A 16,240-nucleotide genomic window follows, 5' to 3' on the forward strand; every position below is an offset into this window, starting at 1 on the left:
TCACCTTTTTCTGGTATACCTGCTAATTTCGCGATGAGTTATATCAACTGGATAGTCTTGTGACAAATCATGTGCAAGCTGCCTAGCAATTGCTACACTACGGTGTTGACCACCTGTACAGCCAATCGCAATAGTTAACTTACTCTTTCCCTCTTTAATATACCCAGGCATGGCCGTTCTCAATAAATCTAACAGTTTTTCATAAAATACTTGTGTAATATCTTTATCCATCACATAATCGAAAACTCGTTGATCAAGTCCCGTGAAAGGTCGTAATTCAGAAATATAAAATGGATTTGGTAAAAAGCGTACATCTATCACAAGATCAGCATCAATCGGCAGACCATATTTAAAGCCAAAAGAAAGAACTTCAATTGAAAATGGCTGCTTTTCTTGATCACTAAATTCTTCAAACATTTTTTCTTTTAATTCTTGAGGAGTAAGATTTGACGTGTCAATAATGTCATTAGCACGATTTTTTATTCCCGCAAGAACGTGTCGCTCTTCGATGATGCCATCAAGTAACCGCCCACCATGAACTAGTGGAGGAACACGCCTTGTTTCTTTATAGCGAGCAACCAATACATCATCGGAAGCATCCAAAAAGATAATCCGTGTTTGAACACAGCTATTATCTTCAAGTGAACTTATTTCATTTATTAAGTCTTTATAGAAACTGCGCACTCTTAAATCGATTACCACTGCTACTTTAGAATAATCATCCGAGTTGACAATTAAATCCCAAAAACTTGAAAGTAAGGTTGGAGGCAAATTATCAACAACAAAATATCCCATATCTTCTAAGGAATGCGAAACGACAGTCTTTCCAGCGCCACTCATTCCAGTAACAATCAACAATTGTTTTTTATTATCAGTCATGTTGCTTACCTCCTCTACTCAAATTATAGCATACCGGGTGTTTCATATTTTAGGGCAAAAAAAAAGTTCATTACGAACTTTTTTAATCTTTTATCTATGAGCAAACGCTGCAATTACTTCGCTTATTCCAAAAATAAATAACCAGAAGGCAACAAGCCAAATTAATGTCAATGCCGAAAGCATTGGGTTGAACATTAATCCTACTGCAATCAAGAGCCCAAAAATACTCAGTATCATGTTTATCCAGAAATAAAAACCAGATAAACTGCGTAAATGCCACGTAAAAATAATTCCAGAAATTGAATCAAACAGGAACCATAAGGCAAATAAGTATGCAATGGTTAAACCTGCTGCGTCGTATGAATATAGGAATAAAATACCAATAATGATATCCAAAACCCCGGTGACGATTGATATCCAACTAAAGGAAACAAAATAACGAAAGCGACTATAAAATGCAAGCCAGACAAAACCCTGGACTATTGAAATAATCGCAAACAGCAAGACAAATGCGTGTAAAGCCTTATTAGGATGACTAATTAAAAATACGCCTGCAATAATCATTAATATGCCAGAGATAAGTGCGGCCCAATTAAAGCCGCGTCTTTCTCTGTAATTTGAAAAATTATCCATTTCTATTCCTCCCTGTCCGATATTTTACACTTTTTGTATTTAAATAAATACTATTTCTTTGCTTTTTTCGCTGCTTCTTTAGTCAGCGCAGTGTCTCTTTTAAGAACAGGGGCAAGGTATTGTCCAGTATAGCTTTCTTTTACTTTAGCGACATCTTCAGGGGTACCAGTTGCAACAATTGTGCCTCCACCTTCACCACCATCAGGACCAAGGTCAATTAGCCAATCAGCGTTTTTAATCACATCAAGGTTATGCTCAATAATTAATACTGTGTTACCTTGATCAACCAGCCTCTGCATGACTTCAAGCAGACGCTTAATATCATCAGTATGAAGACCAGTTGTTGGCTCATCTAGAATATAAAAGTTCTTACCAGTCGAAATTTTTTGCAACTCCGCTGCCAACTTCATTCTTTGCGCCTCTCCACCAGATAAAGTAGTAGCAGACTGCCCTAATTTAACGTAACCCAAACCTACATCGACGATTGTTTGCAACTTACGGGCAATTTTCGGAATATTTTTGAAAAAGTCACAAGCTTCGCTAATGGTCATATCAAGAACCTGGGCAATATTCTTCTTACGATATGTAACTTCAAGGGTTTCTGAATTGTAACGATTGCCGTGGCATACCTCACAAGGTACATAAACATCTGGCAAAAAGTTCATTTCAATTTTAATTATACCGTCACCGCGACAAGCCTCACACCGGCCGCCTTTGACGTTGAATGAAAAGCGAGCTTTGGTATAGCCACGTAATTTTGACTCATTAGTTTGAGCAAATAATGCTCTAATATCATCAAAAACACTAGTATAAGTAGCTGGGTTACTTCGAGGTGTTCTACCAATTGGACTCTGATCAATATCAACTATTTTTTCGATATTTTTATAGCCAGAAATACTCTTATATTTACCTGGTTTAGTCTGATTACGATTCAATTTTTGCGCTAATACGCGTTTTAAAATCATATTAACTAAAGTTGATTTACCAGAACCTGACACACCAGTGACAACAATTAGCTTACCAAGTGGAAACTCAACCTTAAGATTTTTCAAATTGTTCTCTTCGGCACCGGTAATGGTGATCTTTTTCCCATTACCCTTCCGTCTTTCTAATGGAACTGGCACAAATTTTTTACCAGACAAATATTGTCCTGTAAGTGATTTTGGATTAGCTTCAACTTCTTCTGGAGTTCCGGCAGCCGTTACTTCACCACCATAACTACCAGCACCAGGACCCATATCAACGAGGTAGTCGGCTTGGCGCATTGTCTCATCATCGTGTTCAACTACAATCAACGAGTTACCTAGGTCACGCATTCGCTTTAGTGCAGAAATCAAGCGATCATTATCACGTTGATGCAACCCAATCGATGGTTCATCTAGAACATACATTACACCAGATAAGTTTGAGCCAATTTGTGTAGCTAATCTAATTCTTTGAGCTTCCCCACCAGACAGAGTGTTGGCGGAACGAGATAACGTTAAATAATCCAAGCCAACACTATTCAAGAAGGATAGTCGATCGCGTACTTCCTTAAGGATTGGCTTAGCAATAATTGTTTCTTGTTCATTTAATTTAATGTTATTGAAGAATTCTAAAGCCTTAGTAATCGACATTTCAGATGCTTCCGAAATATCTTTTCCCATAACTTTAACTGCTAAAGCTTTTTGGTTAAGGCGCTTGCCGTGACAAGTTGAACACGTTAATTCTGTCATGTATTTACCCATGACATCGCGCATAAATTTGGACATTGGATTCATGTAGCGTCTTTCAACGTTTTCCATTACGCCTTCAAATGGTGCGGTGGTGTTCTTCACGCCAAATTCACCAGATAAATGAAAAGAAATTTCTTTCTTAGAGCCATGCATCAAGATTTCTCTTTGATTTTTGGTCAATTTACTATATGGCTTATCCATTGGAATCTTTAATGCGTCACATGCTTGTTGAAGCATCCCACCATAGTAATTTGAAGTCTTCCAAGGAACAATTGCCCCTTCAGCTAGTGTCTTACTTTTATCAGGAACAACTAAGTCTTCATCAACTGAACGCTTCACTCCCAATCCATCACAATCTGGACAAGCGCCAAACGGTGCATTGAAGGAGAACAAACGTGGTTCCATTTCGCCTACTGTAAAACCACATTTAGGACAAGCATAGAACTCAGAAAAGTTTAGTGTCTCACCATCAATAATATCAACATCCATGTATCCTTCTGACAGCCTTAGCACAGCTTCCACTGAATCAAAAAGACGTGATTTGATACCTTCTTTGACTACCAACCGGTCAACGACAATATCAATGGTGTGGCGTTTATTTTTGTCTAAATCAAAATCCTCACTGATATCATGCATCTCGCCATCAACAATCACACGCACATAACCAGCACGTTGAACCCTTTTAAATACTTCCTTGTGAGCGCCACGCTTAGATCTGATTACAGGTGCGAGTAGCTGAATTTTAGTCCTTTCAGGCAATGCTAAAATTCGATCAACCATCTGCTCAACGGATTGTCTTTCAATTAACGTTCCATCATTCGGACAGATTGGATGACCAACTCTAGCCCATAGTAAACGCAAGTAGTCATTGATTTCAGTAACTGTACCAACCGTTGAACGAGGATTGTGCGAGGTAGTTCTCTGATCAATTGAAATTGCCGGATTTAAGCCATCAATTGAATCAACATCCGGTTTGTCCATTTGACCTAAAAATTGACGAGCATAGCTAGACAATGATTGAACATAACGTCTACGACCTTCAGCGTACAGTGTATCAAAGGCAAGCGAGCTCTTACCAGAACCCGATAAACCAGTGATTACCACCATTTTATCTTTTGGAATTGTTAAATTAATATCTTTTAAATTGTGTTCACGTGCCCCGCGAATTACAATCTTATCATTTGCCATTTAGTGTTTTTCCCTTTTTCTCAATTGGTTTTCTTGTTGAACTTTCAAGCTCCATGATTGCGTCACGCAATGTTGCGGCACCTTCGAAATCAAGTTTCTTAGCGGCTTCTTGCATTTGCTGACGAAGATCTTTAATCATCGTCTTCTTCTGTTTAACAGTTAGTTCATCAAAGTTAAGATCAGCAAAGCTATCAGTCTCAGCAACTTCATCAACAGCCTTGGTAGCAGAAATCACGTCTCTAATCGGCTTAACGATTGTCTTTGGTGTGATACCGTGTTCTTCGTTAAACTTGATTTGCAATTTACGTCTTCTCTGCGTTGCCTCAATTGCTTCCCGCATAGAATCCGTGATTGTGTCGGCATACATAATTACTTCACCATTAGAATTACGCGATGCACGTCCCATTGTTTGAACAAGTGGGCGGTAAGCTCGTAAAAAGCCTTCTTTATCGGCATCAAGAATCGCGACTAATGAAACTTCAGGAACATCGATACCTTCACGAAGAAGGTTAATTCCAATTAGCACATCATACTTGCCCATTCGTAAGTCACGCAGTATTTGCATTCTTTCAAGTGTCTTTACATCAGAGTGCAGATATTGAACCTTAATCCCTAAGTCCTTTAGATAATCGGTCAAGTCTTCTGCCATTTTCTTAGTTAATGTAGTGATAAAGACACGTTCATTACGCTCAATTCGCTTATTAATTTCACCGACCAAATCATCAATTTGACCTTCAACCGGTCGGACTTCAATCTTCGGATCCAACAATCCTGTTGGTCGGATAATCTGCTCAACCTTGTGATCAGTACGCTCGAGTTCATAATCACCAGGTGTAGCAGAAACGTACATAATTTGATTTACGTGCTTTTCAAACTCATCAATTTTTAAAGGCCGGTTATCCAATGCAGATGGTAATCTAAAGCCGTAATCAATTAACGTTTTCTTTCGATTGCGGTCACCATTATACATTGCCCGAATTTCAGGCATCGTGGCGTGGGACTCATCAATTAGAATTAAAAAGTCATCTGGGAAGAAATCAAGTAAAGTATAAGGTGGCTCGCCCTCTTTTCGATTTTCCATATGTCTAGAATAGTTTTCAATTCCACTGGTATAACCAACTTCGCCCATCATTTCCATGTCAAAAGTGGTACGCTGCTTAATTCTTTCTGCTTCAAGGAGCTTACCCTCTCCCTCAAACTTCTTAACTTGAAGTTTCATTTCTTGTGAAATAGCTTTAAGCGCTCTTCGCATTTGTTCTTCATTAGTCATGAAGTGCGTAGCTGGAAAGAGTGAAATACTCTCACGCTCACCAATTACCTCACCTGTTAACGAATCAATTTCAACGATTCGGTCAATTTCATCTCCAAAGAATTCAATTCGGTAAGCATGACTTGAGTTACCAGCTGGAAAGACTTCAACAACATCTCCGCGTACTCTAAAGCGTCCGCGCTGGAAGTCAATATCATTTCGATCATACTGAATATTTACAAGATTGCGCAGCAAAGTATTACGTCCATAGTCGTCTCCTTCATGAACAGTAATCACACTTGCAGAATACTCTTTTGGATCACCCAAACCGTAAATACAAGAAACAGATGCTACGACAATCACATCGTTTCGCTCCATCAAATCACTGGTAGCTTGGTGACGCAACTGATCAATTTCGTCATTGATTGATGAGTCTTTTTCAATATAGGTATCTGACTGGGGTACATAAGCTTCAGGTTGGTAGTAGTCATAGTACGAAACAAAGTAGTCAACTGCATTGTTAGGGAAAAACTCCTTAAACTCGCCATACAACTGACCAACCAAAGTTTTATTATGTGAAATTACTAATGTCGGCTTGTTCAAATTGGCAATAACGTTAGCCATCGTGAAGGTTTTACCTGTACCAGTAGCTCCTTCAAGAATTTGTTCCTTATAACCTTTTTTAAAGCCGTCAGTTAATTTATTAATTGCCTGCTCTTGATCTCCTGCAGGTTTAAACTTTGAGACAAGCTCAAATTTTCGTTTATCTTGTCGTTTAATCATAGATAGGCTCCTCATAAAAAAATTGGACCAAAAAGTCCAACTTTTATTTCGTTTATTCTATTCTACTACCTCGAACGTATTTTCGCACGTCTTTTGTTCTTATTTTAAAAGTTGTGCTAAAGCTTCTTGATAGCCTTGCGCTGCCGCTTCAGCTTGTTTAATGTCAGGCTTGTTAACCCCAACGTATGCTTTAATAACTGGCTCAGTGCCTGATGGTCTTAGAGCAAGCCAAGTTTCATCGGCAAGATAGTACTTCAATACATTGGACTTAGGCAAGTCAGTAAATGGTTGTTTTTGCTCTCCATTAAATTGTTTCTGCAATAAGTAGTCTTCAATTTTAGAAACCCTTACCCCATTTATCTCGGTTAACTGACTTTCACGCAATTTAGCCATTAATTGCGTCATTTTCTTTTGTCCACCGATGCCAGGCATTTCAATTGCACGTGTGATTTCATATGATGTGCCATACTTTTGCCAGATCTCGTTTAAGCCATCCAAAACAGTCATTTGACGAGAAGCATAGTACGAGGCAACCTCTGCAAACATAATTGCGCCCTGCATTGCATCCTTATCGCGTGCAAATGGTTTAAATAAGTAACCATAGCTTTCTTCAAAGCCCATTAGGAAACGGCCATCGTGCTCCTTGTTCATTCGGTCAATTTCTTCGCCGATAAATTTAAAGCCGGTTAACACTGTTTTGGTTCTAATTCCAAAGTCTTGTGCAATTTTCAGTGGCATACTACTTGAAACAATTGAAGTGATTAATTCATAGTCACTTGCTAGTTGATGATTGTCTTTTAAGTTAACTAAAAGATAATAGATCATCAAAGTGGCAATTTGATTACCAGTCAGAACCTGGAATTCGCCATCTTTTGTCCTTACACAAGCTCCCATTCGGTCTGCATCCGGATCCGTCGCAATAATCAAGTCAGCATTTACTTGGTTGGCAAGTTCAATTCCTGGATCAAAAACATCACGATACTCAGGATTAGGCTTCTTAGTTGTTGGAAATTCAGGATCAATAATCGATTGACTTGCTACAGGGTAAACATTGACGAACCCGTTTTGGTTAAAGGCACGCTCATAAAGCATCTTACCTGTACCGTGAAGTGGTGTATAGACAATTTTTAATTGATCTGCATTCTGCTTAATTTGCTTTTTATCGACATTAACTGTTTTTAATTCAGCTAAATAGGCTTCATCAAGATCTTCACCAATTAACTTCAAAGTTCCATTTGCACGTAATTCCTGAACTTCAGCAGTCTTAATTTGAAAAATGTCTGTTATCTTTTGTGCATAGTCAAAAACACGGTCAGCATCGTCTGGTCCCATTTGGGCACCATCTTCACCGTATACTTTATAGCCGTTATATTGCTTGGCATTATGCGAAGCGGTGATGTTAATACCGGCAAATGTATGGAGATAACGGACTGCATAAGACAATTCCGGCGTTGGCCGCAAATCATCGAAAAGGTAGACCTGAATACCATGGGCTCCAAGCACCCGAGCCGCATGTTCAGCAAAGTCACGTGAATGATATCTTGAATCAAAAGAAATGACTACGCCACGTTTTTGCGCCTCAGAACCTTTTTCATCAATTAATCTTGCTAGCCCTTCTGTTACCCAGCCAATTGTAAACAGGTTTATCCGATTAATTCCAGGTTCAAGTCGGCCTCTCATACCGGCAGTTCCAAAATTAATTTCTTGACCAAAAGCATCTTCAATCCATTTAGGATCTTGTCCCAACTGTTCTAGTTGTCTCTTTAAGTAATCGGGCATATTAGGCGCTTTTTGCCAAACTTGAAATATTTCTTTAGCGTTCATTACAGCACTAAACCTCTTTTTCTTGTTTTTAAATGGCTAATTCGTTTTCATAATTTCTATTCTAGCATTTATCAACTTAGCTATCCGCAATAATAAAAAAAGAATCCATTTTTTATGAATCCTTTCATATTTTTATTTATCATTTAAATCTTGTAGATAATTGTAAGCAGCTTGACCAGCTATACTACCGTCACCAACAGCATTAGCAATCTGGCGCAAATCCTTTGCTCGAACATCACCTAAGGCAAAAATACCATCAGCCTTAGTTCTCATGTGATCATCTGTTGGAATCCAGCCCTGCTCATCGGTTATTCCAAGCTCTTTAAAAGGAGCGGTTTGAGGAATCACACCAACGTAAATGAAGACACCACGAGTAGCCAATTGCTTTTCTTCACCAGTTTCTTTGTCCTTGTATGTAACACCTGTTACGCGTTGGCCATCGCCATCGATTGATTCAGTTATCCCATTCCAAATGAAATTGATTTTATCATTGGCAAAAGCACGTTTTTGTAAAGTTGGCTGAGCCCGTAACTGATCCCGACGGTGAATAACAGTCACTGATTTAGCACTCTGAGCCAAATAAATTCCTTCTTCAATCGCTGAATCGCCACCACCGATTACTGCAATGTCTTCATCCTTGAAAAATGCAGCATCACAAACAGCACAATAAGACACTCCCTTACCGGAATATTCTTCTTCTCCTGGTACGTTCAAGTGCCGATGATCAGCACCTGTTGCAATAATCAATGCAGGAGCACTATATTCGCCAGTGTCAGTCTTAACAACCTTATTGTCACCGTCTATAGTTACTGATTGAACATCACCATATTCAAATTCGGAACCAAATTTCATTACTGAATTATACATTTTCTCGCCCAACTCTGGTCCCTTAATTTCAGTAAAACCCGGATAGTTGTCAATTGCATCGGTATTATTCATTTGACCACCATATAAACCGCGGTCCAAGATTAAAACCGAAAGGTTAGCTCGCGAAGCATACAGTGCTGCAGTTAGTCCGCCTGGACCAGCACCAATTACAATTACATCATATTTTTTTGTCATAATTATACCTTAACTATACTCTTATTTTTCGTAAGTAAATCTTACATCTAAAGCCGATTAAAGTCTAATTTCTTGCTTTGGACTTCTTCCCATCATTTTGGTAATTTCAGCGTCAACATTAGAGTTTTCATATAGTACACGATAAATTGCTTCACTGATTGGCATATCAATTTGTTTTTCTTGGCATAATTCATGCACTGCCTTCACGGTTGTGGCACCTTCAACAACTTGTCCCATATTTTGCAAAACATAATCAAGGCTCTTGCCTTCACCAAGTTGTTTACCACAACGCCAATTACGTGAATTAACTGAAGTACAAGTAACGATTAAATCACCGATACCAGATAAACCACTAAAAGTCATTGGATCAGCACCAAAGTAGTTAACGCCAAGTCTAGTGATTTCAGCAAGACCCCTGGTCATTAGAGCTGCTTTAGCATCATCACCATAATGCTTACCAACCAAAATTCCTGCAGCAATTGCAATTACATTTTTAACTGCACCCGCGACTTCAACACCAACTAAATCGCTATTAGTGTATAAACGAAAATAGTCATTTGAAAACATTTCCTGTACGCTTTCGGCGTTTGCTTTACTTGTTGATGCACAAGAAATAGCAGTGAGATCTTTTTGAGCAACACTTTCGGCGTGGCTTGGACCTGAAATTGCCACAATTTTATCAGTGTCATTAGGATAGATTTCTTCGGTAAGAATCTCTGAAATTAATTTCTTAGTCCCTGGTTCAATTCCCTTAGTTGCAGTTACAATTAATGGCTTGCGACCAGTTTCAGTCAAAATTTGACCAACTTGCTTGGCAACAATCCTAATTGCTTGCGTTGGCAACACAAAAAGAATGACTTCAGCGCCATCAAGTGCTTTGTTTAAGTCACCTGTGGCTGTAGCTGTTTCATTAACACTCCAGTTTTTCATGTAAAGCTCGTTGGTATGATGCTCGTTAATTTCTTGGTTAACTTCTTCATTATTACCGTAAAGTACGATTTCATTACCTTTGTCAGCAAGCATCGAACCTAGAACTGTTCCCCATGAACCTGCTCCTAAAACTGCGATTTTTGTCATTGTTTTTCCAATCTTTCTATTTATATTTTTACTAATCTCTTGAATACGGGAATTTTAACCCACTACCGTCAAGATACCATTTAGGTTTGACGACTTTTCTTCGATATATGAATAAAGCAATTACAGCAATAAACAAAATCAAACTTAATAACTGGGAAATTCTTATTCCACTTGTTAAATATAAACTATCTGTACGCAATCCTTCGACAAAAAAGCGCACGATAGAATACCAACCAAGGTACAGCATAAAGACCTCACCTTGTTTAAACAAGTGCTTTCTGTGTCTTAATACCAGAATCAGAATTAACCCGATGAGGTTAAAAAATGATTCATACAAAAATGTCGGCTGATAATAAGTACCGCCAATCTTCATTTGATTAATGATAAAATCTGGCAAATGCAAGCTCTGCAAAAAATGTAAAGTTGTTGGTCCACCGTGAGCTTCTTGATTGAAGAAGTTACCCCAACGCCCAAGAATTTGCGCTGCCATAACCCCTGGTGTAATTACATCTAGCATTAAAAATGGCGGTAACATTCTTCGATAAGAAAATATTAGTAAAACAACCAAGCCAGCAATTAAACCACCATAGATTGCAATGCCACCATTCCAAATTGCAATAATCTGATCAGGATGCTTCGAATAATAACTCCATTCAAAAATCACATAATAGATTCGAGCTCCAACATAACCAAGTGGAACTACCCATAACAATAGGTCAAGAAAGTCCTCACTTTCGATTTGGCGCTTTCTACCTTCAACAATTGCCATTGAAACCGCCAAAATGATTGCAACGGCCATGATAACGCCGTACCATTTTACACTAAAGTTACCAATTACAAAGGCGTCAGGACTAATCACTAACTTCATTTACTTTCACCCTTTGTTGAGTCATCTTTAGAGTTTTCAGCAATCAGACTAGTCAAATTATTGTCAAAAGTAGTCGTGGCATTATAACCCATTCTTTTTGCTCTAAAATTCATTGCGGCAATTTCAATGATATCTTCCATACTGCGACCAACTTTGACCGGAATAGTAATCTGGGGAATTTCAACATTACAAATTTCACGTTTACTTTCTTCGAACCCTAACCGATCATAATTAGCCTTTTCATTCCAATTCACCAGTTTGATTACAAGCTGAATTACCTCGCGATTTTTCACTGCACCGACACCAAACAAATCCATTACATCAATAATGCCGATGCCACGAATTTCCATCAAGTGCTTTAAGATTTGCGGTGCTTCACCCATTACTGTTTCAACATCACGTTGGTAAACATCGACACGATCATCAGCAATTAGCCTGTGGCCCCGATGAATCAAACCAAGAGCAGTTTCTGACTTTCCGACCCCAGAATCTCCTGTTAGCAAAATGCCCATTCCTTTTACTTCAACTAAAACACCATGAACGGTATCTCTAACGGCCAAGCGTTCACGCAAATATTCCGTTAGTCGACTTGAAACATAGGTTGTTGACTCAGTTGAAGACAAAATTGGAATCTTAGCGTCCTCTGCTGCTTCCTTAAGTTCTTTTGGCACAGGCAAAGAACGCGAAACAAAGAAACACGGCGTTTGCGGCGTACATAGCCGTTTAAAAACATTGACCAAGCTCTCGTGATCTAGCCTAGCCGCATAAGATATCTCAGTTCTACCTAAAAGCTGAATTCGCTCTTTGGGATAAAAATCGAAATAACCAGTTAATTCAAGTCCTGGACGGTAAATATCAGAGACCATTATTTCCTTATCATCAATGTATTGCTGTCCTTGGACAACATATGCAATTTTGTTATCTCGAACTAAATTTTTTAATTTAACAGCGTTTACCATTTAAAATTGCCTTTCAGTTATTTGTCAACATCCTTAGTGTGAACATTACGCACTTTTTTCCGTTTGGGCCGCTCATTCGAATTAGAATACCAATTGTTTTTCTCAGAAAAATCTGGTCGTTCACCAAAACTACTTGGTCGCTGATCATCGTCTTTCTTGGTGAAGTGGTTAATCAGCCAGAGAATAGCTGCAATTACCAAAACAGCTGGTAACAGCATAAATAAAATGTGAAAGAAAGCAAATATCGCACTTAGAATGATAACTGCTAATAAAACAATTCCAATAATTCCCCAAAAACTCATTTTTCCACCTACTCCGGATTATCTTGACTAAGTAACCATTGCAAATATGCATAGACAAATGGCTGTAACTTTCCATCCATTACACCACTTGTATCAGAAGTTTCATAGCCTGTACGCAAATCTTTAACTAAATTATAAGGATGAAAAACATAAGACCTAATTTGTGAGCCCCAGCCGTTTTCCATTTGATCACCCTTGAGTTCTTGTTTATGCTGGCGTTTCTTTTCCTCTTCTAAATGAAAAAGCTTGGCCCGTAATTCATTCATTGCCGTTTCACGGTTCTGAAGCTGTGACCGTTGTGCCTGTGATGTGGTCACAAAACCAGTTGGTAAGTGGGTAATTCGCACTGCACTGGAAGTTTTGTTAATGTGTTGTCCACCAGCACCACTAGAACGATAAACATCAATTCTTAAATCTTTCGGGTTAATATCAATTTTGATACTATCATCAATTTCCGGAATGACTTCAACCGAAGCAAACGAGGTGTGACGCCTTTTTGCTGAATCAAACGGTGAAATTCGTACTAAACGATGAACCCCATTTTCTGATTTCAATAAGCCGTAAGCATTTTTTCCACTTATTCGAACGCTAACACTTTTCAGTCCTGCTTCTTCACCTGGCTCATAGTTGTTAATTTCAAACTTAAAGTTTCTGCTATCTGCATATCGTTGGTACATTCTCAGCAGCATTTGTCCCCAATCCATTGCCTCTGTACCACCAGCGCCTGGATGAATTTCTAGCAAAGCATTGTGATTATCATATTTGCCAGACAGTAACAGATCCATTTCATAGTTATGAAATTCTTCTTGTAACTTGGCTAAATCTGCTTCAACCTCTTTTTGCAGTTCTTGATCCGGCTCCTCACGTAAAAGTTCTAAAGCTGTCATTGCATTTTGATAGTTTTCCTGCAGACTTAAAAAAGAGTCACGCTTTTCCTTTAATAGATTATTTTCACTAATTAAAATTTGTGCTTTTTCTTGATCATCCCAAAACGAGGGTTCCTGCATCTTACTTTCATTAACAATAATGCTTTCGTCAATTGTCTCTAAGTCAAAGAGACCCCCTAAAGTGGTCTAACCGCTTTTTTAACTCGTCTAATTGATTTTGGATGTCACTAATTTCCATTAATTTCTCTCCTAAATTAGGTTTAATACAAAAAAGAGAAAGCATAGCCGCTTTCTCTTTAATCTTAATTTTTAACGACTAAGATTTTGTCTGATTTCAGCCTTCATGAATAAACGAGTTACATCAAATTCAATATTTGAAACCATTTCTTCAAACATGTTGTAACCGGAATCCTGGTATTCAACTAGCGGATTAAGTTGTCCATAGCCACGAAGACTAATTGATTGGCGTAATTGATCCATTGCGTCAATATGATCTGTCCAACGATCATCTACCACACGTAGAATAACCACTTTTTCAAATTCCAACATTTGTGAAGGATCAGCCAAAACATCAGCTTTTTCGTTATAGTTCTTTTCAACTTCATCATACAATTTCTCTTTTAATTCAGGAACTGTAATTGTCTTAAAGTCGATTGCATCTGTTTCATCTTCAGATAGAAGACTAGAACTAATGAAGTCACGAAGAGAATCTATCCGCCATTTGCTTCGATCACCTTGTGTGAACATGTCAACTTGACTGTTAATAGTGCGACGAATCATTGGAACTAAAACATCCTTAAGTGAATCTTCTTCACCGATGACTTGCATCCGTTCACCATAAATGATTTCACGCTGAATACGCATCACGTCGTCATATTGCAAGGTCTGCTTACGCGTATCATAGTTATTACCCTCTACTCGTTTTTGAGCAGATTCAATTTGACGAGTAATAAATCTATTTTCGATGACTTTATCATCATCATTATCTGACAAACGATCCAAAAAGTCCTTAACTCGTTCACCACCGAAACGTTTCATCAAATCGTCTTCAAGTGATAGGTAAAAACGAGTTTCACCAGGGTCACCCTGACGACCTGAACGCCCACGAAGCTGGTTATCAATTCTACGTGATTCATGACGCTCTGTACCAATAACTGCCAAACCGCCAATTTCTTTAACGCCAGGTCCTAATTTAATATCAGTACCACGACCAGCCATGTTAGTGGCAATCGTTACAGCACCGCGTTGACCCGCATTCATGATAATTTGTGCTTCTTTAGCGTGGTTTTTAGCGTTCAAAACTGCGTGAGGGATATTCTCTCTATCAAGCAACTCACTTAATCTTTCAGAACTTTCAACCGCAACCGTACCAACTAAAACTGGTTGTCCATTTGCGTGACGCTCTTTAATCTCGTCTACTACCGCAGCATATTTCGAATCCAAGTTAGGATACAAAACATCTGGACGGTCTTTTCTAATTACCGGACGGTTAGTTGGAATTGCAATAACTTGCATATTGTAAATTTCACGGAACTCTTCTTCTTCAGTTTTGGCAGTACCAGTCATTCCGGCAAGCTTTTTGTACATTCTGAAGAAGTTTTGGTAAGTAATCGTTGCTTGTGTCTTAGATTCTTCTTGAATCTTAACATTTTCCTTCGCTTCAATTGCTTGGTGCAAACCGTCTGAATAGCGACGTCCCTTCATCACACGACCAGTGAATGAGTCAACAATCAGAACTTCACCTTCTTGAACAACGTAATCGATGTCCTTAAGCATGATGTAATTTGCACGTAAAGCTTGATCAATGTGGTGAACAAGCTTTTGATTTTCAACATCGTATAAGTTTCTCAAGCCAAAGTGGTCACAAGCCTTTTGAATACCAGTTCTAGTTAAAGAAATGGTCTTAGTTGGCCAGTCAATCTTGTAATCGCCATGGTCCTCTTCATCATCAACGTCATCATCACTCTTATCTTCTTTAAGAGTTTTGACAAAACGATCTGCACGAATATAGTCGCCATTAGCTTGTTCAGCTTCACCAGAGATAATCAAAGGAGTTCTTGCTTCATCGATTAAGATTGAGTCAACCTCATCAAGAATGGCATAGTTAAGTTCACGCTGAACCATTTGTTCTTTATAAACAACCATGTTGTCACGCAAGTAATCAAAACCTAATTCTGAGTTAGTTGAATAAGTAATATCGCACTCATATGCTTCCCGTTTTTCATCAGGAGACATTGCGTTAAGGTTCAAACCAACAGTTAGGCCTAACCATCTATATAATTGGCCCATTTCTTCTTCGTCACGACTCGACAAATATTCGTTAACCGTGACAACGTGAACACCTTTACCTGTCAGTGCATTCAAATAAACTGGCATTGTAGCAGTTAAAGTCTTACCTTCACCTGTCATCATCTCAGAGATGTTACCGTAGTGTAGTGAAATACCACCCAAAATTTGAACGTGAAATGGGTATAATCCCAGAACACGCTTAGCACCTTCACGAGAAACTGCGAAAGCTTCAGGCAAAAGTGAATCCAATGTTTCACCATTTTTCAAGCGTTCACGAAATTCTGGTGTCTTAGCCTGTAGTTGCTCATCAGAAAGTTTACTATATTCATCAGCATAACTTTCTACGCGCTTAGCTAATTTCTCGAATTTCTTTAGTTCTCTTTTATCACCATTGTATATTTTCTTTAAAATATTACCCATTTAATCGATCCTTATATGTACTTAAGTATAAAAACACATCATAATTTTACCATGATTAGCCCTAAATGAAAAATAAACAAAACAAAGACCTCACACTAAATGTGA

Annotated in this window: 12 protein-coding genes; all 12 read right to left on the bottom strand. The window is 38.4% G+C overall.

All coding sequences use genetic code 11. From position 1 onward, the window contains the following. A complete protein-coding gene (gene rapZ, locus H3R21_RS02615) occupies window positions 1-879 on the bottom strand; it encodes an RNase adapter RapZ (protein WP_198182786.1) in 879 nt (292 codons plus the stop codon). Window positions 880-969: 90 nt separating this feature from the next. After that, window positions 970-1,512, bottom strand: a complete 543-nt coding sequence (locus tag H3R21_RS02620; RefSeq protein WP_046306494.1) for an HdeD family acid-resistance protein — start codon at window positions 1,510-1,512, stop codon at window positions 970-972. A 50-nt stretch (window positions 1,513-1,562) separates the two neighbouring features. Beyond that, window positions 1,563-4,415 carry an excinuclease ABC subunit UvrA gene (uvrA, locus tag H3R21_RS02625; protein WP_198182788.1) on the bottom strand — a complete coding sequence of 951 codons (2,853 nt, stop codon included), beginning with the start codon at window positions 4,413-4,415 and terminating at the stop codon, window positions 1,563-1,565. Then, window positions 4,405-6,447, bottom strand: a complete 2,043-nt coding sequence (gene uvrB, locus H3R21_RS02630; RefSeq protein ID WP_198182791.1) for an excinuclease ABC subunit UvrB — start codon at window positions 6,445-6,447, stop codon at window positions 4,405-4,407. Before uvrB ends, uvrA begins: the two co-directional genes overlap by 11 nt. A gap of 99 nt (window positions 6,448-6,546) precedes the next feature. Further along, window positions 6,547-8,271, bottom strand: coding sequence for a phospho-sugar mutase (locus H3R21_RS02635; protein ID WP_198182793.1), 1,725 nt, complete (start codon window positions 8,269-8,271; stop codon window positions 6,547-6,549). Window positions 8,272-8,403: 132 nt separating this feature from the next. Beyond that, the gene (gene trxB, locus H3R21_RS02640) at window positions 8,404-9,333 is read right to left on the bottom strand and encodes a thioredoxin-disulfide reductase (protein WP_198182795.1); all 930 of its coding nucleotides are present in this window, start codon (window positions 9,331-9,333) and stop codon (window positions 8,404-8,406) included. Window positions 9,334-9,390: 57 nt separating this feature from the next. Next, a complete protein-coding gene (locus tag H3R21_RS02645; protein WP_198182797.1) occupies window positions 9,391-10,410 on the bottom strand; it encodes an NAD(P)H-dependent glycerol-3-phosphate dehydrogenase in 1,020 nt (339 codons plus the stop codon). 31 nt (window positions 10,411-10,441) lie between these two features. Then, window positions 10,442-11,278 carry a prolipoprotein diacylglyceryl transferase gene (gene lgt, locus H3R21_RS02650; protein ID WP_122034715.1) on the bottom strand — a complete coding sequence of 279 codons (837 nt, stop codon included), beginning with the start codon at window positions 11,276-11,278 and terminating at the stop codon, window positions 10,442-10,444. Next, the gene (gene hprK, locus H3R21_RS02655) at window positions 11,275-12,237 is read right to left on the bottom strand and encodes an HPr(Ser) kinase/phosphatase (protein ID WP_074425575.1); all 963 of its coding nucleotides are present in this window, start codon (window positions 12,235-12,237) and stop codon (window positions 11,275-11,277) included. Before hprK ends, lgt begins: the two co-directional genes overlap by 4 nt. Window positions 12,238-12,254: 17 nt before the next feature. Further along, entirely contained in the window at window positions 12,255-12,539 is a 285-nt protein-coding gene (locus H3R21_RS02660; protein ID WP_046306483.1) for a hypothetical protein, read from the bottom strand. A gap of 8 nt (window positions 12,540-12,547) precedes the next feature. After that, window positions 12,548-13,664, bottom strand: a protein-coding gene (gene prfB / locus H3R21_RS02665) for a peptide chain release factor 2 (protein ID WP_198182799.1) whose coding sequence is annotated in 2 segments (ribosomal slippage) — window positions 12,548-13,591 and window positions 13,593-13,664 — 1,116 coding nt in all. Because the reading frame shifts where the segments join, the coding sequence is not laid out codon by codon here. Between the two features lie 71 nt (window positions 13,665-13,735). Next, window positions 13,736-16,135 carry a preprotein translocase subunit SecA gene (gene secA, locus H3R21_RS02670; RefSeq protein ID WP_198182801.1) on the bottom strand — a complete coding sequence of 800 codons (2,400 nt, stop codon included), beginning with the start codon at window positions 16,133-16,135 and terminating at the stop codon, window positions 13,736-13,738. Window positions 16,136-16,240: the final 105 nt, after the last annotated feature.

This window comes from Lactobacillus sp. W8172 (assembly GCF_016102055.1).
Taxonomy (GTDB): domain Bacteria; phylum Bacillota; class Bacilli; order Lactobacillales; family Lactobacillaceae; genus Lactobacillus; species Lactobacillus apis_A.